General features: G+C 56.9%; 19 protein-coding genes. 9 read left to right on the top strand and 10 right to left on the bottom strand.

From position 1 onward, the window contains the following. Positions 1-20 precede the first annotated feature (20 nt). Entirely contained in the window at positions 21-1,154 is a 1,134-nt protein-coding gene (locus tag ALQ04_RS03845) for an OpgC domain-containing protein (RefSeq protein WP_122314530.1), read from the top strand. Between the two features lie 62 nt (positions 1,155-1,216). Here ALQ04_RS03845 and ALQ04_RS03840 read toward each other — a convergent pair whose 3' ends face one another. Next, complete coding sequence (locus tag ALQ04_RS03840; RefSeq protein ID WP_122314529.1) at positions 1,217-2,092, bottom strand: hypothetical protein; 876 nt, start codon at positions 2,090-2,092, stop codon at positions 1,217-1,219. Between the two features lie 223 nt (positions 2,093-2,315). Here ALQ04_RS03840 and ALQ04_RS03835 point away from each other — a divergent pair, with 223 nt between their 5' ends. Further along, complete coding sequence (locus ALQ04_RS03835) at positions 2,316-2,999, top strand: hypothetical protein (protein WP_122314528.1); 684 nt, start codon at positions 2,316-2,318, stop codon at positions 2,997-2,999. Between the two features lie 171 nt (positions 3,000-3,170). Next, positions 3,171-3,851: a hypothetical protein gene (locus ALQ04_RS03830; protein WP_122314527.1), complete on the top strand. Its 681-nt coding sequence runs from the start codon at positions 3,171-3,173 to the stop codon at positions 3,849-3,851. Between the two features lie 60 nt (positions 3,852-3,911). On the opposite strand, the gene ALQ04_RS03825 is transcribed toward ALQ04_RS03830, so the two are convergent. Together ALQ04_RS03825 and ALQ04_RS03820 are read right to left on the bottom strand one after the other, a co-directional pair. Beyond that, a complete protein-coding gene (locus tag ALQ04_RS03825) occupies positions 3,912-4,775 on the bottom strand; it encodes a hypothetical protein (protein WP_122314526.1) in 864 nt (287 codons plus the stop codon). A 1-nt stretch (position 4,776) separates the two neighbouring features. Then, complete coding sequence (locus ALQ04_RS03820) at positions 4,777-5,685, bottom strand: fibronectin type III domain-containing protein (RefSeq protein ID WP_259644892.1); 909 nt, start codon at positions 5,683-5,685, stop codon at positions 4,777-4,779. A gap of 343 nt (positions 5,686-6,028) precedes the next feature. Between ALQ04_RS03820 and ALQ04_RS03815 the strand changes: the two genes are divergently transcribed. The 3 genes from ALQ04_RS03815 to ALQ04_RS03805 all read left to right on the top strand — a co-directional run bounded on the left by ALQ04_RS03815 (position 6,029) and on the right by ALQ04_RS03805 (position 10,605). Further along, on the top strand, positions 6,029-9,169 hold the full coding sequence (locus tag ALQ04_RS03815) for a transglycosylase domain-containing protein (RefSeq protein ID WP_122314525.1): 3,141 nt from the start codon (positions 6,029-6,031) through the stop codon (positions 9,167-9,169). A 72-nt stretch (positions 9,170-9,241) separates the two neighbouring features. After that, positions 9,242-9,838 (top strand): PadR family transcriptional regulator, encoded by a 597-nt coding sequence (locus tag ALQ04_RS03810; protein WP_122314524.1) that lies wholly within the window; start codon positions 9,242-9,244, stop codon positions 9,836-9,838. Next, positions 9,835-10,605, top strand: a complete 771-nt coding sequence (locus tag ALQ04_RS03805; protein ID WP_122314523.1) for a siderophore-interacting protein — start codon at positions 9,835-9,837, stop codon at positions 10,603-10,605. Before ALQ04_RS03810 ends, ALQ04_RS03805 begins: the two co-directional genes overlap by 4 nt. 49 nt (positions 10,606-10,654) lie before the next feature. Here the strand turns inward: ALQ04_RS03805 and ALQ04_RS03800 are convergent, their stop codons facing one another. Beyond that, positions 10,655-11,311, bottom strand: a complete 657-nt coding sequence (locus tag ALQ04_RS03800; RefSeq protein WP_122314522.1) for a Pr6Pr family membrane protein — start codon at positions 11,309-11,311, stop codon at positions 10,655-10,657. Positions 11,312-11,350: 39 nt separating this feature from the next. After that, the gene (locus ALQ04_RS03795; protein ID WP_122314521.1) at positions 11,351-11,578 is read right to left on the bottom strand and encodes a VF530 family DNA-binding protein; all 228 of its coding nucleotides are present in this window, start codon (positions 11,576-11,578) and stop codon (positions 11,351-11,353) included. A 244-nt stretch (positions 11,579-11,822) separates the two neighbouring features. On the opposite strand from ALQ04_RS03795, the gene ALQ04_RS03790 reads away from it, so the two are divergent. Together ALQ04_RS03790 and ALQ04_RS03785 are read left to right on the top strand one after the other, a co-directional pair. Beyond that, a complete protein-coding gene (locus ALQ04_RS03790) occupies positions 11,823-13,862 on the top strand; it encodes a TonB-dependent receptor (protein WP_122314520.1) in 2,040 nt (679 codons plus the stop codon). Positions 13,863-14,228: 366 nt separating this feature from the next. Further along, a complete protein-coding gene (locus ALQ04_RS03785) occupies positions 14,229-16,646 on the top strand; it encodes a glucose/quinate/shikimate family membrane-bound PQQ-dependent dehydrogenase (RefSeq protein ID WP_122314519.1) in 2,418 nt (805 codons plus the stop codon). 77 nt (positions 16,647-16,723) lie between these two features. Here ALQ04_RS03785 and ALQ04_RS03780 read toward each other — a convergent pair whose 3' ends face one another. From ALQ04_RS03780 to ALQ04_RS03760, 5 genes are all read right to left on the bottom strand, one after another. Further along, the gene (locus tag ALQ04_RS03780; protein WP_183142102.1) at positions 16,724-17,209 is read right to left on the bottom strand and encodes a hypothetical protein; all 486 of its coding nucleotides are present in this window, start codon (positions 17,207-17,209) and stop codon (positions 16,724-16,726) included. 459 nt (positions 17,210-17,668) lie between these two features. After that, positions 17,669-18,091 (bottom strand): group 1 truncated hemoglobin, encoded by a 423-nt coding sequence (locus ALQ04_RS03775; RefSeq protein WP_122314518.1) that lies wholly within the window; start codon positions 18,089-18,091, stop codon positions 17,669-17,671. Beyond that, a complete protein-coding gene (locus ALQ04_RS03770; protein ID WP_122314517.1) occupies positions 18,091-18,954 on the bottom strand; it encodes a DUF3034 family protein in 864 nt (287 codons plus the stop codon). The genes ALQ04_RS03775 and ALQ04_RS03770 overlap by 1 nt, the downstream gene beginning before the upstream one ends. 3 nt (positions 18,955-18,957) lie before the next feature. After that, on the bottom strand, positions 18,958-21,312 hold the full coding sequence (locus tag ALQ04_RS03765) for a bifunctional diguanylate cyclase/phosphodiesterase (protein ID WP_122314516.1): 2,355 nt from the start codon (positions 21,310-21,312) through the stop codon (positions 18,958-18,960). After that, a complete protein-coding gene (locus ALQ04_RS03760) occupies positions 21,312-21,983 on the bottom strand; it encodes a methylamine utilization protein (RefSeq protein ID WP_122314515.1) in 672 nt (223 codons plus the stop codon). The genes ALQ04_RS03765 and ALQ04_RS03760 overlap by 1 nt, the downstream gene beginning before the upstream one ends. Positions 21,984-22,243: 260 nt before the next feature. On the opposite strand from ALQ04_RS03760, the gene lon reads away from it, so the two are divergent. Further along, positions 22,244-24,661 (top strand): endopeptidase La, encoded by a 2,418-nt coding sequence (gene lon, locus ALQ04_RS03755; protein WP_122314514.1) that lies wholly within the window; start codon positions 22,244-22,246, stop codon positions 24,659-24,661. Positions 24,662-24,696: the final 35 nt, after the last annotated feature.

The following is a 24,696-nucleotide window of genomic DNA, read 5'->3' as shown; positions in this document are numbered from 1 at the left end:
ACTTTCAAGAGCCAACCGTTATGCCTGACGGACGCGATTATCGAATCGACTTCTTTCGAGGTTTGGCGCTGATCTTCATTTTCTGGGATCACGTGCCCGACAACCCATTGGCACAACTGACCGTGCGCAATTTCGGCTTCAGCGATGCAGCGGAGATTTTTGTCTTTCTGGCCGGCTACGCTGCGATCCTGGCCTACGGGCGTATTGCACAGCGCGACGGCATGCTGGTGGCCTGCGTGCGTATCCTGCGCCGTACCTGGGTCTTGTACGTGGTGCATATCTTCCTGCTCACGCTGTTGATGGGCATTGTATTTGTGGCCAACAACCATGTTGATACCCGCGATATGGTCCAGCAGATGGGCCTCGAATATTTTGTCGGCAATCCGCAACAGGCCCTGGCCGACGAATTGCTGCTGCGCTTCAAACCCAACCTGACCGACCCGTTGCCGCTGTACATCCTGTTGTTGCTGGCACTGCCGCTGATCCTGCCGTTGATGCTGCGCAAGCTGGAAGTGGCGGTCGGCCTGTCGATTGTGCTGTACCTGATGGTGCCGCTGTTTGGCTGGAACCTGCGCGCCTACGAAGGTGGCGGGGTCTGGTACTTCAATCCCGTTGCCTGGCAGCTATTGTTCGTGCTGGGCGGGGCCTGTGCGTTGCGAACCCGTGACAAGCCGGTCATCAGCGAACATCGTGCATTGCGCCAGCAACCGCTGTTTCTGGTGGCGGCCGTGTATGTATTGATCGCCGGCGTGCTGACCTTCAGCGAGAAATGGCCTGAACTGCATGGCATGCTGGCCTCGGCCATCGGCCTGGAAAGCCTCTACCCCATCAGCAAGACCGATCTGGCACCCGCCCGTCTCGTGCATTTTCTGGCACTGGTCTACGTGGTCGCCAAACTGCTGCCAACCCGTCACACCTGGCTCGACAACTGGCCAGCGCAGCAAACCTGTCGCATGGGGCGCTACTCGCTGGAAATCTTCTGCCTCGGTGTTTTGCTCGCGCCACTGGCCGACATGGCCAACGCCCTGGCGGGTGATACCTGGCCGATGCAGGTCACTACCGCGGTTGTCGGCCTGGGCCTGATGGTATTGATGGCAAATGGGCTGGAGCTGAACAAGCGTCTGGGGAAATCGCCGAGGGCGGTGGCGGCCTGAGCAAAGTCGCTGCAACCGACTGGCCAGTCAGGATGTGCCAGTCGGGCCGATGACCGCCCTGTTCAGGGGGTTTGCCTGATCAAATGCTGATGACAAATGTGGCCGATCTGACCTCTGTCGGGAACGGGTGCGTGCGGACCATCAAAGGGTGCAAAACTGTTGATAACAATCCAGCTCCCTTCATGGTACTGGCTACGCCATGCGCTCTGCGCTTGATGCTTATCAATGAAATTCCCGGCATCTCTACCGCCAACACAACGTCCGATATCGATGGTTTTCGTTGCCTTGCCGGAAGCATCGCTGACAACCCAATCATCGATCTCGGGAAGAGTGGATTGCGGCAAATCAATACCGAGCGAGGCCGCCGCACCCTCCAGAGGTTTTCCGGTCGAATCGGTCATATCGACTTCCAATACCAGACTGCTGATTCCCTGAGAGGAAAACTGCCCTAACGAGGAAACACCGGCAGGGATTCTGGCCATGCCATAAGGCTGGTCTTTTAACCGAACCCTGGCGAGCCTGGGGAAAGAGCCGAAGATCAAACGGTAACTTTCATTCGCCACATAAGGAAAATCTCTGCGCTGGGAAAGCCTGACCCTGACCTCCTGCCCCGGTTTCAACGAAAAGAGCACCTCTTCCTGAGCGTTCTCAGGCGAACGCCAGGCAGCGCCATCATTGATTTCCAGTTTGACCGAAGGCGCAAGAGACCATCTGGCAATGACACCTTGCCCTCTCACGGCAGTAAAACTGTAGATGTGCGTGTCCTCTGCATGAGCCAGGCTATCTTTCAATGCATGCAACTTGTCGGTAAGCACGGTCAATTTGGGCTCCAACATCTTTTGCTCCACAGGCACCTGCAAGTCTGCGGATACGCTCTGACAAAAGCCTGTTATCAGAACCAAAGACATCAACAAATCAAATCCCTTTAAACCCAGCATACCAACCCCGCTTTTTATTATTCGCTTGAAATACATCCTCGTTAACAGTGGACATAATCCAACTATAAAAAACTTGTCAACAACCCTACATAAAATAGAGAAACATCCCACAAATTCAACCCAACTCTTTCTCTTGGGATTATTCCTACAACTTTATCAGGACAAGTTTTACGCTCAGCGGCCGTTACTAAAAGGGAGTCAATTATCCGAGAAGGCACAAGCGATGAATATAAATAGCGTTACATCAAGCACTGTCAAACCTCAAACAGTCAGCCGACCCAATGGTGCAGGTGTTGAAAAAACAGTGCCGCCCAAAACAGAACCGGCCATGAGTGCCAAGGAGGCACTGGCAAAAGCCTTCTACACTCGCGAGGAAGAGCCTTGGGTGGGGAAATTTTATATATACGGGGATGACTTTATAAAGTCTGAACTGCGCCCAATGACCAAGGATATCTATCTGCGAGACTTAGACTCATCCGCCTACATACATCTAACCCAACAACAATGCTACTACGACACCTTCAGAAAAGAGCTTGTCGAGCTGCGGCCAGATCTGGCCAACAAAGGCTTCAGTTATACGCTGGGCGATGACGCACAAGTAAAAGTCATCGCTTATGAAAACAGCCTGAGCGAGGACGACATAAAATGGCTTACGAAAGCCCTCAACGGTATGGATTCATTCAAGGAAAGTGTTCAGTCTCATGCAAGAATTATGATGACTCTGGTCGATCATGACACCGAGACATTTGGCGGAAAATACAACCTGAACCTTCTGAATTTTCAGGACACCATCGATTACGGAAAAATCGTGGCAATCAGAAAAAATGATTTGAGTGACGAGTGGATAAAGCAGATTCATCAGAATGCAGAAAAACGCGAAACACATATGATTGATATCAAGGCTTGACCCATAAGCCCAAACAAATACCGGCTCGCCCTCTTGCTTACAGCCTGCCATTTGCTAACTGCGTCTCACCGAGGCAATTACTCGGAACTTTCCCACAGGATTACCAGGCAAAGTTTTACTTGAAAAAGCCGTTATCCAGGAAGAGTCAATCATTCCGCGAGGAACAGAAAAATGCAAATAAGTAACGTCATATCACTTACGCCAAACCTCCAATTACCCACTCAGGCCAAGGCAACAGTCGCCGAAAAAATAACACCCCCCAAGGCTGAGCAAGCCATGAGCAAGGAAGCACGGGCGAAAGCGTTCTATACGCGAGAGGAGGAGCCATGGAAGGGAGAATTTTATTACAACGGCAAGATCGGTGCTGAAGAGACCAAGACGCCGATGACCAAAGAAAAATTTCTTAGGTTTGAGGAAATGAAATCTGCCTCACAACTTAGAATTCAACAGTCCATATACGACAGGTTCAGAAAGGAACTCATCGAACTCAAACCAGATCTGGCCAGTAAAGGCTTCAGTTATACGCTTGGCGATGATGCAGAGATCAAGGTCATTTCCTATGACAACAGCCTGAGCGAGGATGAAATAAAATGGCTCACAAAAGCCCTTAACGACATGGATTCATTCAAGGAAAGTGTTCAGTCTCATGCAAGAACCATGATGACCTTGGTCGATCATGACACCGAGACATTTGGCGGAAAATACAACCTGAACCTTCTGAATTTTCAGGACACCATCGATTACGGAAAAATCGTGGCAATCAGAAAAAACAATTTAAATGAAGAGTGGATAAAGCAGATTCATCAAAATGCAGAAAAACGCGAAACGCATATAATTGATATCAAAGCCTAAGTGGTGAAAAAGTACTCAGCCTGAACGAATCGGGCTGAGCACTTTCCAGCCATAAATACTTTAATTTCTTGACCAGTTAACCAGTGTTCGCTTGCATATATGACCGAAATCATATTCATGCGGTTTATCTGCCATATTTTCTAGAAGCACATTAAGCGCACTATACTGCCCAACCCTGTATAGGGTGCCCCATGTATTCCGCCCCTTTACATCATTTTTATGGACAAAATTACCCGCATATTTTCCGCCTTCGCAACGATTAAATTCGACAAGCTCTGAAACCTTCCCAGCGATATCAGAAATATAGCTCTTGCTAAGCTTTTTTTTCCCATTTTTAAAATCCAGCTCAAACTCTATTACCCCTCCCTCCAATGGAAACGCCTTGCTATCGGTAAACCAGGCTTCAAGCAATGCCTTCGTATAAGCCTGAGTAGCCAGGAACGGAGGCTCGGTCAAACCATGGGGTATTTTCAGTAAACCTTCTTCGTGATGAAGGTCGTACCGCATGTGAGGATAGGAACCGAAAACCACGCGATAAGCGGCCTGCTGGAACTGTGCTCCTGCCGCGGCAAGCACGCGGACCTTGACCTCGGAACCGGGCTTCAGGTTTCTGATCGGCACAGGGCTGCTGGATGTCTTGGGTTCCCATTTGCCACCGTCCACCTGATATTCGAGTCTCCACAGGCTTTTGCTCATGTCAGCGCCTGGAGTGGCCAGCAATACATCCTGGCCGCGTACCGATATAAAGCTGTAGTCATGGATGGTTGTGACACTCTGTAATGTTTGATCGATTTGATGAAGTCGATCACTCAATTGGGTGACACTTCCAGCAGAAGCCTCCGCGTTCTCCGCAACCTGTGCAAAGGAGTGACAGGCCATGATCAGCAGAAGCCCGGAAACCAGCATACGAATGAACCGTTCCATTTTAATTCGCTCCACTGACTAAAGTGCGCTGGCAGATATGCCCGAAAGCATACTCATGGGGCTTATCTTCCAGGCTGCCAGCAAGCACATTGCTTGCGCTGTACTTCCCGACTTTATAACGGGTGCTCCAGATGTTGCGGCTGACACTCTTGTGCACGAAGTTACCCGCCAGTTCACCGCCTTCACAACGTTCAAATTCGATAAAGCGTGAAATTCGTCCACGGCTGTCAGAGGTGAAAACCTCATGAATCTCTTTATAACCTGCATGAGGTTCCAGCCTGAAATCCATGACACCACCTGCCAATGGATGATCCTTGCTATCGGTAAACGTGGCATTCAGCAATACCCTTCGATAAGCCTGAGTGGCCAGAAAGGGAGGTTGGGTCAACCCTTGGGGGATTTTCAGAAAACCTTCCTCACTGCGCAGCTCATAGCGCATATAGGGGTAAGAGCCAAAAACCAGTTGGTAATCCGCCTTGTCAAATCGGGCATTGTCATTAGCCCTTACCCGGATATTTACCCGCGTCCCCGGTTTCAGATCCCGAATGACTTCAGCTGTCTGGTCACTCTTGATTTTCCATTCACCACCTTCGAGTTGATATTCAACTTTCCATAGCGGGCTTGATCCAGCCTGTTGCGGTATCGACAGCAATACATCCTGACCACGGCGTGCGATGAAGTGATAGCGATGTTCCGATGTATCACTCTGTAATGTGTGGCCGAGTTGATGAATACGATCATCCAGAAAAGTGGAGCCCGTCATCAGGACCTCCTGGGTTTCCCCCTTGTGCCTGACGGAGGTCGTTGAAGACTCGACGATACTTTCGACTTGTGCAAAAGTCTGGCTCGCAATGGTCAATAACACGCCTGCCATCCAGGCATGGCCCAGCTGCTTGTTGTTTTTGTTCATGATAGTTCTCTCAATATTCAATCAGGTAGGTGTGGCTTTTGCCACAGACAAACCGGACATAATCAACAGCCTCCATGAAGATCAATACCGAATAACATTAAAAGAAAAGTCCTACACAATATAAACATTTGCAGCACTCAGAATATCCTTACTCTAATCAGCAACTTTTCTTGCCACATATTTCCCCTATGCGATGCCTGCCAGGCGCTTTGTGGCGGGCGGTCCCTCACTCAGGCCTCTGCGACTGATTTTTCCCACGCGCTCATACAATTTTTCCCGCAACCCTGACCACCGTCTAAGCTTGAGACAAGTGCGACTAACAGGGTGACCGGGCCAATCGATCATGGGCGTATTACGGCATTCCGATACCAGGCAAGACGTGATTTCTGCTGATCGTCAGGATGACTCCCCCATGCCCAGCCCCAAACGCCGAAAGCGTTACGGATGGAGGGTGTTCTGGGTCGTGTTGGTCATGGGGGGCGTTGCTCTGGGTGCTGCCATTGCCGTCGAAAGCCGCAGCTCCAGGCTTCAGGCCAGGGAGTTCAGCCGTTTTGCCGCCAGCTTGAGCTACACAGTACAACCCGGCCCAAGCGATGCAGTGATCTATCCCGGCGATGGGCCTTTTGACAAGCGCCTGGGCTATTCATCACTGGATGAGTTCCTGTCGCGCCTGCTCAAACGGGATTACCTGATTACCCGGCAGACACGCTTTTCTCCCGAGTTGTTGCGCTACACCCAGCACGGTTTTTTCGTCCCTTATGAGGAGAAGATCCAGGCAGGCCTGTCGATTACCGACTGCCGCAGCTCACCACTTTATGAGTTTCGCTATCCGCAACAACTCTATCCCGACTTTGCGTCCATCCCGCCACTGGTGGTGGACAGCCTTTTGTTCATTGAGAACCGCGACCTGCTCGATGAGCAGCAACCGCAGGCCAACCCGGCGGTGGATTGGCCGCGCTTCGCCAAGGCGGCACTGTCGCAACTGGCCAAAATCGTTGCGATTCCCGGTCAGTCGGCAGGCGGCAGTACCCTGGCGACTCAATTGGAGAAGTATCGCCACTCACCTGACGGCTTGACGCAATCGGGTTCGGAAAAGCTGCGGCAGATGATTTCGGCCAGTGTACGGGCTTACCTGCCTGGCGAGCAGACCTTGCAGGCTCGGCAACATGTGGTGCGCGACTACCTGAACAGCGTGCCGTTGTCAGCCGTACCCGGCCATGGCGAAGTGCATGGCATGGCCGAAGGTTTGCGAGTCTGGTTCGGAGCCGACTTTGCCAGGAGCAATCAGGTACTCGCTTCCGAACCAAACGACGCCCGGGGGCTGGCAGAAAAAGGCCTGGCCTTGCGCGAGGTGTTAGCGCTGGTGATTGCCCAGCGGCGTCCGTCCTACTACCTGACCAAAGGCCGACTGGAGCTCGCAGATCTCACTGACAGTCATCTGCGCCTGCTTGCCCAGGCCAGGGTCATCGAGCAACCGCTGGCCGATGCAGCACTGGCCAGCACGATCACCTACCGTGACTGGGTCCAGCAACCGACAATGCAGCCCATTGAGAGCAACAAGGGCATCAGCGTTGCACGCACTCGGCTGTCCAACCTGCTCAACCGCTCGCTCTACGATCTGGACCGGCTCGACCTGTCGGCTACCAGTACATTGCAGGGCGAACTGCAAACCAGCGTCAGCCAGTATCTGCGCGATCTGGCGAACCCGGCCTTCGCGGAAAAGATCGGTCTGTTCGGCGAACGGCTACTGAGTCCGGCCAGTACCGCTCAGGTGCGTTACAGCTTTACCCTGTTCGAGCGTGGTCCGGACGGTTCGCGTGTGCGGGTGCAGACCGACAGTACCGACCAGCCGTTCGACATCAACGAAGGCAGCAAGCTGGAGCTGGGTTCCACCGCCAAGATGCGGGTGCTTACCACTTATCTGGAGATCATTGCCGAATTGCATGCGCGCTACGCGGCAATGAGCGTTACGGAACTGCGCAAGAGCCCGGTCGAAGAACCTGACCGACTGACCCGCTGGGCCGTGGATTATCTGATCCAGAGCAAGGATCGGGACCTGTCGAAAATGCTCTCCGCAGCCCTGGATCGACAATATTCGGCCAGCCCTGGCGAAAGCTTTTTTACCGGTGGCGGCCTGCATCGTTTCAACAACTTCCGCCGCGAAGACAATGAGCGGATTCCCACCCTGCGCGAGTCCTTGCGCGAGTCGATCAACCTGCCTTTCATTCGTCTGATGCGTGACCTGGTGCGCTACAGCACCTATCAGGCGCCGAACAACAGCGCCGCCTTGCTCAAGGATGATGACAACCCGCGTCGCCAGGAATACCTGAGCCAGTTTGCCGACCGCGAAGGCACGGTTTTTCTGCTGCGCTTCTGGAAACGCTACAAGGACAAGACCATTCAGGAACGGCTGGACACCTTTCTCGATGGCATTCATCCCACCGCGATCCGTCTGGCGGCAGTGCATCGCTATCTGTTGCCAGGCGCCGATCAGGGTACGTTCAACGCCTTCGTTCGTGCCCACCTGCCCGAAACAGGAAGCAACCAGAAACTCAGCGAAAAACGCCTGACCGAGCTGTACAGGAACTATGGGCCGGGAGCTTACGATTTGCCGGATCAGGGTTACATCGCCCGCGTCCATCCCCTGGATCTGTGGCTGCTCGGCTATCTGTTGAAATACCCTGAAGCGCAGTTCAAGGATGCCGTCGCTGCCAGTCGCCACGAGCGTCAGGAGGTCTATGGCTGGCTGTTCAAGAGTCGGCACAAGAGCGCCCGTGACAGCCGGATCCGCACGATGATGGAAGTCGAGGCATTTCTCGACATCGAGCAACGCTGGCAGCGGGTGGGTTATCCGTTCGATCATCTGGTGCCGTCACTGGCAACCGCCATCGGCAGCTCGGGCGACCGCCCGGCAGCGCTGGCCGAGTTGATCGGCATCATCCAGAACGACGGCATTCGCCTGCCTGCACTGCGTATCGACAGCCTGCACTTTGCGGCCGACACACCTTATGAAACCGTGCTGACCAGCAATCCGGAACTGGGCAAGCGCGTGCTGCCTTCAGAAGTCGCTGCGGCCATGCGCGAAGCGCTGTCGCAGGTGGTCGATGGCGGAACGGCCAAGCGCGTACAGGGAACCTTTAAACTGCAGGATGGCAGCATCCTGGCCATGGGCGGCAAGACCGGCACCGGCGACAACCGGATCGAGAGCATAGGTGCGGGAGGCCGGATTATCAGCTCAAGAGCCATTAACCGTACGGCCACCTTTGTGTTCTACCTTGGGGAAAATCACTTCGGCACGCTGACGGCCTTTGTTCCCGGACGCGCCGCCGAAGGCTTCCGCTTTACCTCGGCCTTGCCGGTGCAGGTTCTCAAAGGCATGGCGCCAATTCTGATGCCCTATCTGGAAAATGGCGGACATGCCATGTGCGGCACGCCTTCAGCGCCCATGACGGCGCAAAACGATTCGCCCCCGCTTCACAAATAAGAACCGTTCGTCTTTATCTCTTTGCGAACACGCCTAGATATATCTTAAGGTATATCTAAATCGTTACGGGAGATGAAGAAAATGCGTGATGACCCTCACCGCCCCCACGACCGTCCTGCGCTTCGCGAATATGGCGAAAGCCGCGACGGTTTTGAAAAACGCGCTGGCCGTGAACGCGGCGGACGCGGCCCACGGGTATTCGCTCCGGGCGACTTGAAGCTGTTGTTGCTGGCCTTGATTGCCGAGCAGCCCTGCCATGGCTATGACCTGATCCGCCAGATCGAAAGCATGTTCGATGGCGCCTATAGCCCAAGCCCCGGAGTGATTTATCCCACGCTGACCTTTCTTGAAGAAAGCGAACTGATCCTGGGGGATGCCCAGGCCGGCAAGAAGCTCTACACCATCACTGATCGCGGCCTGCAATCGCTGGCCGACCAGGCCGTGGCACTGGATGGTGTGCGCATGCGGATCGAAGTCAGCAAGCGCTCGCTGCGCGGACATGACCGGCCGCCGGAAATCCATGAAGCGGTGCATAACCTGCGTCATGCCTTGCAAATGCACCACGGCCGCTGGAGCCCGGAAGAGATTCTTCGGGTTCGCGACCTGCTCAATGAAACCGCTAAATCCATCGTCGATGGTCCCCAATCCGTGTCGGAGAAGTCCGTATGAATTCGCAGCAGTCGATCCATCGCGTCAATCATGAAATCAAGGTACGCAAGCTTGAAGTGCTGCGCGTGACCGACCTGACGCCGCTGATGCGGCGCGTTACCCTGCACGGGCCGCAACTGGCAGGCTTTATCAGCCTGGGCACCGATGACCACGTGAAGCTCCTGTTCGCCCAGACGCCCGAAGAACAGGCGGCACTGGAAAACTTCACGCCTGGCGGCAACAGCGACGGCCCGCGCCCGGCCATGCGTGACTACACACCGCGTCGCTATGACGAAACGACAGGCGAGCTGGATATCGATTTTGTCCTGCATGGCGAAGGACCTGCCGCGTCCTGGGCCGCTCAGGTCGAGCCGGGGCAGTTCCTGCATATCGCCGGGCCACGTGGTTCGATGGTGGTGCCGGACATGTTCGACAGCTATCTGCTGATCGGCGACGAAACCGCCATTCCGGCCATTGCCCGGCGCCTGGAATCACTGCCGGCCAATCGCGTGGCACGGGTGGTGATCGAGATCGCGAGTCCGGATGAGCAACAGGTCTTGCAGAGCCAGGCACAGGTCGATGTCAGTTGGGTGGTTCGCGGTGAACAGCATCTGCTGGACGTCACCCGCGGTCTGACACTGCCTGAAGGCAAGCTTTACGCTTGGGTCGCTACCGAAGCAGCCTTGTCACGCAAGATACGCCGTGTGCTGCTAGACGAGTTCAAGCTTGATGACGGGTTCGTCAAGGCAGCGGGTTACTGGCGGCTGGATGAGCACGACGAGAGCTGATTGAGCGCCCGTTCGCCAGTGATTGGCTCCTGCACGTGCGGGAGCCAATTCATTCGCGAGGCTTGTACAGCCTGTCCACTCCCAGCAATACCAGGGCAATCGCAATAAATCCCGTCAACACCCCCAGGGCATTGAGAAAAGCCTGGCTGTAACCAAGAGTGCCGACATCGATAAAGGGATACAGGTAATCCCCTATCGCATCGCCGCGCAGCAGGACGTAACCGAAATAGAATATCGGGTACAGCGTCCACAGCGCAACATGAGTCAGGCGCAGTCTGCCTTTGGGCACATACAGCCACCAATACAGCACAAAGAGCAGCGGCATGACGTCGTGCAGCAGTTCGTCCGCGATCCACTGCCAGCCCTGTGGCTGCCACAAATGGCGCAGCAGCAGGTTATAGGCGATGGCCACCAGTACAATGCTGACGGTAATGCCGCCGCACACCACCGGATTGCGAAAAAAGCCATGACCCCGCGACTGTCGCTGACTCCATGCACAGGTCAGTGCTACAGCCACAAGCGTGTTGCTCAAGACGGTAAAGAAGCTGAAAAACCGGACCAGTCCGCCCAGCAGGCTGGCCTGATCGGCCCAGCGTGCCCAGAAAATCAGATACATCTGGATCGCCAGTCCGGACCAGCCCAGGCAGGCGGCAATAAGCGCGTAGCGACGCTGTCCCTGCGCCAGTTGCGGATGTTCGCTGTGCATCGTTGGTTCCTTGCAGGCCAGCGTCCATGCCGTGCGTATTTACCAGCCTTTGCTGCGATGCAGCTTCACGTACAGCGCTTCCACTTTCTCGCGAGCCCAGGGCGTCTTGCGCAGGAAGGTCAGGCTGGACTTGATGCTCGGATCGCTCTTGAAACAGCGAATGTCGATGCGCTCGGCCAGGCCGGACCATTGGTAGTGCTCGACCAGAGCCTTGAGGATCTGTTCAAGCGTAACGCCGTGCAGGGGGTCGTTGGTGGTGGTTGTCATGACTGACCTTCAAGCGTGATGAATGCGAAAGGTGCGCACATTAGCCGAGCCATCAGAAGGTAGGAAGAGCTTAGCGTGAGATGGGATAAGTTTCGTCGAGCCGATTCCGGGAATACTCCTGCACGCAACGTCGAAAGTTCCGCTTTTCAGCCAAAAAGAGATGTTATATTGTAACTACAAATTACACACCTCCACGCAGCTCTCGACCTGGGGCATTCCCGCATGCCCCGCCAAGGAAACCCCTATGTCACCGATACACCACAACCTGCTCTGGCGTCTGACGCCACTGGCAACCGCCCTGCTGCTTGCCGCTCCCGTATATGCCGCCGAAAGCCTTGAGCTGCAACCTCAGGTCATCACTGCCAACCCGCTGGGCAGCGATCAACTGGCAACCCCGAGCACGGTTCTGGAAGGCGATGCCTTGACCTTTGAGCAGAAAGGCAGCCTGGGTGAAACCCTGAACAGGCAGCCGGGAGTTTCTTCGTCCTACTTCGGTCCGGGAGCCAGCCGCCCGATCATCCGCGGCATGGACGGTGACCGGATTCGTATCCTGCGTAACGGCGTAGGTGCCCTGGATGCTTCGTCGCTGTCCTATGATCACGCCGTACCGCTGGACCCGGTGAATGTCGAGCGCATCGAAGTCGTACGTGGCCCGGCCGCCTTGCTGTATGGCGGCAGCGCTATCGGTGGCGTGGTCAATACTTTCGATAACCGCATTCCCACCGAAGCCATCGAAGGCATCCACGGCGCTGGCGAACTTCGCTACGGCGGTGCCGATACGACCCGCAGCAGCGCGGGCAAGCTGGAAGCCGGCAACGGCCAGTTCGCCCTGCACATCGACGCCAACGCTCGCGAGTTCAATGACCTGCGTATCCCCGGCTATGCCCGCACCAGCGAGCTGCGCGCGCAAGGCAGCGAAGACGGCGACAGGAAAAAACGCCTGAGCAACAGCGACGGACGCCAGGACGGCGGTGCGGTCGGCGGTTCCTACACCTGGGATGACGGCTACGCCGGTGTGTCGTACAGCAACTACGATTCCAACTACGGATCGCCTGCCGAGCAGGACGTGCGTATCCGCATGCAGCAGGAGCATTACGCCTTCGCGTCGGAGATCCGCAACCTGTCCGGCCCTTTCACCTCGGTCAAGCTCGATGCGGGCTACACCGACTACGAACACCGCGAAATCGAAGGCGGTGAAGTCGGCACCACCTTCAAGAACAAGGGCTACGAAGCCCGCATCGAAGCCCGTCATCAACCGATCGGCCCACTCAACGGCGTCGTCGGCGCACAAGTGACCCGCAGTGAGTTTTCGGCTCTGGGCGAGGAAGCGTTCGTACCACAGACCGATACCGATGCCGGGGCGTTGTTCATTCTTGAAGAACTGCAAGCCACCGAGCGCCTGAAGCTGAGCCTGGGTGGACGTATCGAGCACACCACAGTCGATCCGGATGCCCAGGGCAAGGAGCGTTTCGCTGCCGCCGACAACTCGAGCAAATTCACTGCGGGCAGCCTGTCGTCGGGCGCGGTCTACACCCTGACGCCAGTCTGGTCGCTGGCCGCGACGCTGGGCTATACCGAACGGGCCCCGACTTTCTACGAGCTGTATGCCAATGGTGCTCACGTCGCCACCGGTACTTATGAGCGCGGCAATGCCGACCTGTCGAAAGAAAAAGCGGTTTCCAGCGACCTGGCGCTGCGCTTTGACAACGGCACCCACAAAGGCAGTGCAGGCGTGTTCTACAGCCACTTCTCCAACTACATCGGCCTGCTGGGCAGCGGTCGCAGCGTCGACGAGGACGGTAATGACGATGCCAGCGGGATTCCGGAATTCAACTATGCAGGCGTCCGGGCCCGCTTCAGCGGTATCGAGGCGCAGGATCACTGGAAGCTGGGCGAAAACCAGTACGGTAGCCTGGCGCTGGAGCTGTCTGGCGACTACACCCGTGCCACCAACCTGGACACCGGCGAAGCCCTGCCCCGTATCGCGCCTCTGCGCCTGAACAGCGGCCTGTTGTGGGAGCTGGACAAGTGGCAGGCGCGCATCGATATCGAACATGCCAGTGCTCAGCATCGGGTCCCGGATAATGAATCCAGCACCGATGGCTACACCACACTGGGCGCCAGTGCCGGTTATCGCTTCAACCTCGGTGGCAGCCAATGGCTGGCCTTCGTCAATGGCGAGAACCTGACCAACCAGACGGTGCGCTACGCCAGCTCGATCCTGCGCGATATCGCACCGGCCCAGGGCCGTAGCGTGCAAGTAGGTTTGCGCACCACGTTCTGACCCAGGCCAGACAGGTCGCCTGCGTGCAATGCGCGGGCGACCTGCACACTGTTACAGAATCCACAATGCTCCATGTCAGAGTTGAGTCTGTTTAGAAATTCATTAGCTCCCTATCATTATCGATGATGGCCTGACTCTGGGCCGCATTCCATCACGCCTGTCACACCTATTTCGATGCACGAACCCGAACATTGATGGTCTACGCCTCAACGCCCGCCTTTCGGGCCTGAGCAGGATCTTCTGACCAATGGTTGATATCGGCTGTCAGAAATTCGTTTCAAGAACTAGCGTTCAAAAACATGACGCCACTGCGCAAGACGCAGCAGAGCGTCAATAACACATTCAATCGTCACGGAGATTCGCATTATGAGCACTGAAGGTGCTTTGAGTAGAAATCGCCTGTTACCCACTTTGCTCGGTCTGCTGATCGCACTGATGGGTCTGGTCCTGTTGGTCGGCGGCCTCAGATTGATGCAGCTGGACGGCTCACTCTATTACCTGCTGGCAGGGATCGGCTTTGCAGTCACGGGCATCTTGCTCATCCTCGGACGTCGCTCCGCAATTGGCCTGTATGCGCTCCTGCTGTTTGCGAGCACGGTCTGGGCATTGTGGGAAGTCGGCCTGGATTGGTGGCAACTGGTACCACGCCTGGCACTCTGGTTTGCACTCGGCATTGTCCTGTTGCTGCCATGGTTTCGTCGGCCCTTGCTGCGGGGCGAGCCTGCGCGGCTGGGAACCGGCGCGCTGACTGGCGCTGTGGTGCTGGCCGGGCTTGCCGCACTGGCCAGCCAGTTCACCCATCCCGGTCGTATCGAAGGACAACTGGACCGCGAGACAGCTGGCACCAGCAACACCGCGCCCGCCATGCCCGATGGCGACTGGCAGTCTTATGGCCGCACTGCCTTTGGCGATCGTTACTCACCGCTGGCGCAGATCACGCCGGACAACGTCAACACGCTGGTGCCAGCCTGGACTTACCGCACAGGCGATATTCCGGGCCCGGGCGATCCGGGAGAAACCACTGCCGAGAACACCCCGCTCAAGGTCAACGGCATGCTGTATGTGTGCACGCCGCACAGCCAGGTGATTGCCCTGGATCCGGACAGCGGCAAGGAGATCTGGCGCTTCGACCCGAAAATCAGCACCCAGAATGCGGAAAACTTCAAAGGCTGGGCCCACATGACCTGCCGTGGCGTCTCGTATCACGATGACGCGGCCTACGCGGCAAGCGCACCAGCGCAAAGCCCGGCAGCACCGGCAGCCGAAGGCGCAGCAGGCAACGTCTGTCCGCGCCGGATCTTCCTGCCCACCGCTGACACCCGCCTGATCGCGCTCAATGCCGACACCGGCAAGATGTGCGAAGACTTCGGCAACAAGGGCTCAATCGACCTCAGCGCCAACATCGGCACCTTTGCTCCGGGCGGCTACTACTCCACTTCGCCACCGGCAGTGACCAAAGACCTGGTGGTGATCGGCGGCCATGTCACCGATAACGTCTCAACCGACGAACCTTCGGGTGTGATTCGTGCCTACGACGTACACAGCGGCCGCCTGGTATGGAACTGGGACAGCGGCAACCCGGACGACACCACGCCTATCGCCGAAGGCCAGACCTACACACGCAACTCGCCGAATATGTGGTCCATGTTCAGCGTCGATGAAAAACTGGGCATGCTCTACCTGCCGATGGGCAACCAGATGCCTGATCAGTGGGGCGGCAATCGCACCCCGGCCTCGGAGAAATACAGCGCCGGTCTGGTAGCACTGGATATCGCAACCGGTCATGTGCGCTGGCATTACCAGTTCACCCATCACGATCTGTGGGACATGGACGTGGGCGGTCAACCGACGCTCATGGACATGAAGACCGCCGATGGCGTCAAACCGGCGGTACTGGCTTCGACCAAGCAAGGCAGCATCTATGTACTGGACCGCAGCAACGGCCAACCCATAGTGCCGATCAATGAAGTGCCAGTGCCGCAAGGTGCGGTCGAAGGGGATCGCACTTCGCCGACCCAGCCCAAATCCGATCTGAACTTCATGCCGCCGCCACTCAAGGAGCGTGACATGTGGGGCGTCACGCCATTCGATCAGATGCTGTGCCGGATCGACTTCAAGTCCTTGCGCTACGAAGGCCCGTTCACTCCGCCATCGCTGCAAGGCACGATTGTTTATCCCGGCAACTTCGGCGTGTTCGACTGGGGCGGTATCTCGATTGACCCGGTTCGTCAGATCGCCTTCGTCAACCCGAGCTACATGGCCTTCCGCTCGAAACTGGTGCCTGCGGCCGAGGTTGAGGCAGGTCCGGGTCGCAAGAGCGAAACCGAAGGTGTGCAACCCAATAAAGGCGCACCTTATGGCGTGATTCTCGAAGCCTTGCTCTCGCCGATGGGCCTGCCTTGCCAGGCGCCAGCATGGGGTTACGTGGCGGCTGTCGACCTGACCAACCACAAGACCATCTGGATGCACAAGAACGGTACTGTACGTGACAGTTCGCCGGTGCCGATCCCGCTGACCATGGGCGTTCCAAGCCTCGGAGGGACCTTCACCACGGCCAGTGGCCTGGCTTTCCTGAGCGGAACGCTGGACCAGTACCTGCGCGCCTACGATGTTCGTAACGGCAAACAGTTGTGGGAAGCCCGTCTGCCAGCAGGCGCACAGACCACACCGATGACTTACACCGGCAAGGACGGCCAGCAATATGTGCTGGTGGTAGCCGGTGGTCACGGCTCACTGGGCACCAGACAGGGTGACTACGTCATGGCATTCAAACTGCCGAAATGATGAGGCGCTGAAGCAATGAAAAAGGCGGCTACCCCAACAGGGTAGCCGCCTTTTTTGACACCGGGCACTGCGTCCGGTCAGCAGCCTTTGGAGCCGGCCTTGGGTACGAACGCCGTCTTCACGCCGGGTTTCAGGGTGATATAGGCGCGACGCCATGGCTGGTCACCGATCATTTCCCAGCGATGGCCAGGGCCAGTGGTGTCTTGTGCAACCAGTACATCGCCAGGGCGCAGCACGAAGGTTTCGCCACCGGTGGTGAAGAACTCAAGCGTGCCCGCAAGGCTGATCACGTATTGCTCTTCAGGGGCCGGGTGCCAGTCGTAGGAGGAATGGGCCGGAGTTTCCTTGAAATGGATGACATCGACATCGGTACGAAACTTCGGATCGAGCGTCCCTTCCTGAATGTGCGACAGGTTGTCGGCACCGGTGCACAACTTGAAGGCTCTTATCCCTTGCTGCACGGGCTCCTTGACCGGTGCAGCCGCTTGCGCGCTGGCCAGCGGCAACATCACCACAGCCGCCAGAGCGACGGCACTCAACAACAGACTTTGTTTCTGCAACATATAACTTCCCTGAGAAATGTGACGCACACTGAAAACTGTCCTGGTTATCCAAACGGATGACCAAGGCAAAAAGACCTGAACGAGTAATGCCGCGTTTTAACTGAAAGACTACGGCTTGATACAGTGCTCATTTCTGTACGGAGTTGTATCAAAGCCAACACACAAAGTGTCGTGCACACGCCTGTGCAACGCTGACAGAGCCGATGCGCAAGGCAGTCCTGAGGCACCGCAACGAAATACCATATCCCGGAAAGATTTAGAAATACTTTCTAAAACAGAGCCGCTTATTTCTTTTGCATGCGTTTTTGATGCATCAGTTATATGCGCCAGAAAGGAAACTTGCATTCCTCGACAGCGAACTGCAAATTAATATTTCTTCATGAATACAAAGAGGAAACATTACAAAACAAACCTGCAACCAGATCATTGCAGAAACGATCTGGCTGTCATGTCCGGCGCTTACTTCTCAATGACCTCGCCACGCATTGGCGCCAAGCGGGCGATCAGGCGGTTTTGCACCGGCACCGGAATTTTCTCGGCATCCATGGCATCGATCAGGTTTTCCACCAGAGCGTTGAAATCACTACGGGTCAGGTTCTGGCCCTTGTGCGATTCAGCCATGCTGGAACCGGTGTACTGGCAAGGGCCGCCCGCTTCAACACAAAACTGCTCCACCAGCTTGTCGCGCAGACGCACGATGTCGATTTTCCGGAAACGCTCGACGATGCGGTCATCCCTGGCAATGTTCATCAGCATGCCTTCGACAATCCGCTGGATACCGGCGCGTTGTCCCAGGTCCTGATAGAGGCTGTCATCCCTGGGCGGCTGCTGGGCGCACCCCACCAGCAAGGCGATCATCAGGCACATCAATAGACGGCTCATCAGAAGCTCCCCTGCACGGACAGATAAGTACCATTCTGGTTATCCAGCGTGGCGATTTCGCCCAGACGGGCATAGGCCAGAACAATCGACAGATGCTTGTTGGGGAAGTAGCCGACAAACACGTCCGCCCAATCGCTCTCGCCGGCAAACGACAGGTTGTCCGGCTTCTCGCGATACTCGACGCCCATGGCCCAGCGCGGGTTGAACAACACCGCTACCGAACCTTCCTTGAGCACGCTGCGGCTGTCGCGGCGGTCGCCACCAAAGCCCAGCAAACCGGTTTCGTTGGCGCGGCTGTAACGCACACCGCCGTTGACCAATACGTTGTAACCAAAGGCCGCACCCATGAACAGACGGCTGGCAGTCAGGTAGCCCTCGACGTCCGAATCACGCTTTGAACCGATCAGGCTCGGAATCAGGAAATCGTTCTGGTGCTTGTACTGCACGCCCAGTGACACTTGCGGCAAGGAATCGTAGATCAGATCGCCGAACAGCCGCACCTTGACCCCGAAAACATCCTGGGTCAGGTTATCTTCAGGCAGGCTCAGCTTGTGCTGCAGGGTGCCCAGATCGAAACGCTGATGGGCATAGGACAGCTCGACACGATTACCGTAAGCAACGGCCATGCCGGCCACATCCAGCGTGTAGTCAGGTAAATCGACGTGAGTGGCAAAGGCGCTGGCGCCCCACTCGCCCTGCTCGCCATAACCGGTAATCACCGCCCATGGCGTGATCCCGCCGCCCGCAGCGCCTTCTATGCTGCTGGCTCCGCCCGTGGCGATCAGACGACCGTTATCGGCCATGGCAAGGGACGTGAAAGCCTCCAGAAAACAACCCAACAACAACGAAATTCTGTAGGTCATAGCTCAATTAACCATCAGGCTGGGGGGAGTCAGAGACGCGGCGATCCATGCCTCGAACGCTGTGGCGGTCAAGGGGCGACTGATGAGGTAGCCCTGAGCCGTGTCGCAATGCCACCGCTCAAGCAATTGCAGGCTGTGCTGATATTCGACGCCTTCAGCGACCACCTTGAGCCCGAGGTTGTGGCTCATCTCGATGGTGGAGCGCACGATCACTGCGTCCTCACTGGTTTCATCCAGATTGCGAACGAAGGACTGGTCGATCTTCAACTCCTGTACCGGCAGCCGTTTGAGGTGTGCCAACGAAGAATAGCCGGTGCCGAAGTCATCCACCGAAAGACTGATGCCGCAATCGCGCAAGCGATGGAGCACCACCAGGGCTTTTTCCGGTTCGCTCATCACCGCGCTTTCAGTGATCTCGAAAATCAGTTGTTCGGCAGGCACGCCATAGTGTTCCAGCAAGGTGGTAACGTGCCCGACCAGATCGCCACCGAGCAGATCGTCGGCTGAAATATTCACCGACAACTGGATGAACAGGCCGCGCGTATTCCATTCGGCCAACTGGCGCATGGCTTCTTCGATCACCCAGTTGGTCAGCAACTGGATACTGCCGGTACGTTCGGCCAGCACGATGAATTCGGCAGGCGAAACATTGCCGAACTGCGGATGACTCCAGCGCAACAAGGCTTCGGCCTGAGACACATGTCCTTTGCGGATATCCAGCTTGGGCTGGTAATGCAGCATCAGTTCGCCATTCTGCGCCGCCTTGCGCAAGTCGCGAATCAGGCTGATCTGGCGCTGGTGGGCCAGGTCGCGGCCATCCTGGTAGATCTGCATCCGGCCCGGCAGGTTGATGGCGTCCTTGCGGGCAATCGCCGCACGGCTAAGCAGTTCCTGGGGAGCACCGCCGTTTTCCGGGTAAGTCGTGATACCGATGCAGCACTCAAGCGAGATGTCATGGTTATCGACACGATGCGGTTCGCTGAGGATACGTTGCAGGGTATCGCCCATGGCCACCGCGCCATCGCTGCTGGTGTTGTCCAGCAACAACAGGAATTCATTGGGCGTCACCCGGGCAACGGTATCGCCAGAGTGCAAGGCGTCCTGCAATTGCTGCCCTACCTGACGCAGCAACTGGTCAACCCCATCGGCACCACAGCTTTCGTTGATCGAGGCCATGTTCTCGATGCCGAGATACATCAACGCCACCGGCCGTTCCGCAGCAATCGCGCTACCCAGCCGCTCGATGACCAGCGCACGGTTCGGTAACCCGGTTACCGCATCGTGCAAAGCGTTGTGTGCCAGTTGCCCTTCACGTAGCGCGATACCCTCCTGCATGGCATTGATGGCGCCGGCGAGCATGCCCAGTTCGTCGCTGCGCTTCATGACTACCGGAGTTTCATAATCGCCGTCTTCGATACGCTTGGCCGCCAGAGCCAGCTCACGAACCGGAGTGGACACACTGCGAGCCAGTGCCAGTGTTCCCAGCAAAGAGGCAAACAGCGCCGCCAGTGAGATCCAGAAGATTTTTTCGTCCAGCGGCGCAAAGGCTTGCAAGGCCTTGTCCAGCGGGCTTTGCAGCAAGGCAATCACTTGTCCGTCGCTGGCCTGGCCGGTATTGGCAAGCATCAGTGACTGGCTGAGAAAGTTCAGGTTCGACTGCTCGGTTACCCGCATCTGTCCTTCGGAAGAGCTCATCATCAACTCGACAAGGTCAGCATGCGAAGTTTCGGGCTGAGTGCTGATCAATTTGCCCGGCTGACCGTTTTCCACGGTCAGGAACGACACTTCCAGACCACTGAGCGAGCGCAGTTCCTGGGCAATATCGCTGTCGATGGCAAACCCCATCACCACCCGCCCAAGTGGCAGAGGCGCCAGCACGGTACTTTCGACCAGCAGATGCGGTATGCCACCACCGGGAACGATCAGTACCGATTGCTTGTTGCGTTTGGCATTGCGCAAGGCCTGGTCGTAAACGAACTTGGAACCTTCCGGCACTTCGGCCTCGGTACTGGCGACCACCGTGCCGTCCATGCCCAGCAGAAACATGTCACTGGCATTGATCCGCCCACCGTGGTTCAACAGCACCGAGCGGATGGTGGATGAGTCTTCGCTGGCAACTGCATCGCGAAAACCAAAATCGGCAGACAGTAATTGCACCGTATCGCGCAGGCGCCTGCCGCGCAGCTCGATCAGACGCTCAAAAACCCGGCTACCTACTTCCAGTTGTGCCTGAGCCTGAGTACGGACCGCATCGCCGGTCGCGATCTTGACGGCAAAGAACACCGCACCGACCACGATCAGCAGCAAAGCGATCAATACACAGGCAATGCGCGCCTGGAAGCTGTTACGAAGATTCATCAATGAGCAGCCTTGTGGAAAGCATCGCCAAACGCTCCCGGAGCGGGCCTGGCAGGTTTATCTTCAGGCGTGACCTCGACATCAAGGTTGAAACGCTGGGCAAGGCCCGACGCCGGAACATCGAACTCGCCGCCCGAAACCGGCTGCATGTCTTCGGCCTGCGGGTGCCAGAGCGTTGCCGTGTAATGGCCGACAGGCAACTGATCAAGCTTGAGCGTGCCATTGCTGTCGGTCACCCCGAACCATGGCTCATCGGTGACATAGATGTAGCCGACCATCCAGTCATGGATGTTGCAGCCCAGCACCACGACACCCGCCTTGTCGAACAGCAGCGGCTCAGAAGGCGTGCCTTCATAGAGACGCAGCTCGAAACGCTTTGCCGGAGAAAAGGAATAGACCTGGTGACGAATGTTGTCACTGTTGGGGAATTTGACTTGCGCTCCGGTATGCACAGCCAGCACCCGCGGCGAAAACTCCTGGTCGCGCTGGTCCATATCGGCCTTGCCAGCGCTGGTAGCCGGCCCGGCCGGCCCTTTGAGCGTCAACACGGCATCGGCAAGCGGCTTGCCTTGCTTGTCGAAGACCTGGGCCGTCAAGGCTGCAGCCGATGCATGTGCAGCGGACCACATCAATAATCCAGCCAGAACAACAGGGGAAAATACTCTGGTCATACTCGATTCAATCCAAAACGGCAGTACTGCTAACAGGAACGCCAGCCTTGGCATGGTTTCGCATGCAGATGAACTGTCGAACCCATTGAGAGCACGCAACATCAGGCATTGTGCCAATGCGCAATCAAGCCCTGTGAAAGCAAGGCACGGCCTTACATTTCATGGGTTGATTGCCTCCTACCTACGCTATCGACCATCCCCATTGAAACCTGAGGCCACTTGCCCCATCTAAGCATCATGTTCAATTTCGCAGGTGCACCATGAGCGACCAGCAGAAAGACTCGCAAGATTTGCCTGATGACGCAGCCGAACACACGATCCACCTGAATTCCAACAGCACCTCCCTTGCCCTCCCCGGCCAGACGCTGCCGGACAAGGTCTATATCATTCCGATCCACAACCGCCCTTTCTTTCCGGCACAGGTACTGCCTGTGATCGTCAACGAAGAGCCGTGGGCCGAAACTCTCGAGCTGGTCAGCAAGTCCGAGCATCACTCGCTGGCGCTGTTTTTCATGGATACCCCTCAGGAGGATCCGCGTCACTTCGATACCAAGGCACTTCCCGAGTATGGCACTTTGGTCAAGGTTCACCATGCCAGTCGCGAAAATGGTCGCTTACAGTTTGTAGCCCAGGGTTTGAGCCGGGTCCGCATCCGCACCTGGCTCAAGCACCATCGCCCGCCTTATCTGGTGGAAGTCGAATACCCGCAGCAACCCAAGGAGCCGACCGACGAGGTCAAGGCCTACGGCATGGCCCTGATCAACGCGATCAAGGAACTGTTGCCGCTCAACCCGCTGTACAGCGAAGAGCTGAAGAACTATCTCAACCGCTTCAGCCCGAACGATCCCTCGCCCCTCACCGACTTTGCCGCAGCGCTGACCTCGGCAACCGGCGTCGAACTGCAGGAAGTGCTCGATTGCGTGCCGATGCTCAAGCGGATGGAAAAAGTCCTGCCGATGTTGCGCAAGGAAGTCGAAGTCGCACGCCTGCAAAAAGAGATATCCGCCGAGGTCAATCGCAAGATTGGAGAACACCAGCGCCAGTTCTTCCTCAAGGAACAACTCAAGGTCATCCAGCAGGAACTGGGCTTGAGCAAGGACGACCGCAGTGCCGATATCGAACAGTTCGAGCAGCGCCTGGAAGGCAAGACCCTGCCCGCCCAGGCGCGCAAGAAAATCGACGAAGAAATAGCCAAGCTCAAGGTGCTGGAAACCGGCTCGCCCGAATACGCCGTGACCCGCAACTATCTGGACTGGGCCAGTTCCTTGCCGTGGGGTGTCTACGGCAAGGACAAGCTGGACCTCAAGCATGCGCGCAAGGTACTTGATCAGCACCATGCCGGGCTCGACGATATCAAGGCGCGGATTCTCGAATTCCTTGCCGTGGGTGCCTATAAAGGCGAAATCAGCGGCTCGATCGTCTTACTGGTCGGTCCGCCCGGCGTAGGCAAGACCAGCGTCGGCCGTTCGATTGCCGAATCCCTGGGGCGTCCGTTCTATCGCCTGAGCGTGGGCGGCATGCGCGACGAAGCGGAAATCAAGGGCCACCGTCGCACCTACATCGGTGCCCAGCCAGGCAAGCTGGTGCAGGCGCTCAAGGATGTGGAAGTGATGAACCCGGTCATCATGCTCGATGAAATCGACAAGATGGGCCAAAGCTATCAAGGCGATCCGGCTTCCGCGCTGCTGGAAACCCTGGATCCGGAACAGAACGTCGAATTCCTCGATCACTATCTGGACCTGCGCCTGGACCTGTCCAAGGTCCTGTTCGTCTGCACCGCCAACACCCTGGATTCGATTCCCGGTCCGCTGCTGGACCGCATGGAAGTAATTCGCCTGTCCGGCTATATCACCGAAGAAAAACTCGCCATCGCCAAGCGCCACCTGTGGCCCAAGCAACTGGACAAGGCCGGTGTAGCCAAAAACAAGCTGTCGATCAGCGACAGCGCCCTGCGTGCCGTGATCGAAGGCTACGCCCGCGAAGCCGGAGTCCGGCAACTGGAAAAGCAACTGGGCAAGCTGGTGCGCAAGGCAGTGGTCAAACTGCTGGATGAGCCAGACTCGGTGATCAAGATCGGCAACAAGGACCTGGAAGCCTCGCTGGGCATGCCAGTGTTCCGCAGCGAACAGGTTCTGTCCGGCACCGGGGTCATCACCGGCCTGGCCTGGACCAGCATGGGCGGCGCCACCTTGCCGATCGAAGCCACACGCATTCACACCCTGAACCGTGGCTTCAAGCTGACCGGACAACTGGGCGATGTGATGAAAGAGTCTGCCGAAATAGCCTACAGCTACGTCAGCTCCAACCTGAAAGCCTTTGGCGGTGATGCGCAGTTCTTCGACGAAGCCTTCGTGCATCTGCACGTACCGGAAGGCGCAACGCCCAAGGACGGCCCGAGTGCCGGCGTGACCATGGCCAGCGCGTTGCTGTCACTGGCGCGCAACCAGCCGCCGAAAAAAGGCGTGGCCATGACCGGCGAGCTGACCCTGACCGGGCATGTGCTACCGATTGGCGGGGTGCGTGAAAAGGTCATCGCGGCACGCCGCCAGAAGATCAACGAACTGATCCTTCCGGAGCCCAACCGTGGCAACTTCGAGGAACTTCCGGACTACTTGAAGGAAGGACTGACCGTGCACTTCGCCAAACGCTTTGCGGATGTGGCGAAAGTGTTGTTCTGATCGACGGACAGCGCGGTGTGTACTACACCGCGCTG

It is taken from the genome of Pseudomonas cichorii (assembly GCF_003700275.1).
GTDB lineage: Bacteria > Pseudomonadota > Gammaproteobacteria > Pseudomonadales > Pseudomonadaceae > Aquipseudomonas > Aquipseudomonas cichorii_B.
This window is presented reverse-complemented; position numbering and strand designations above follow the sequence as displayed.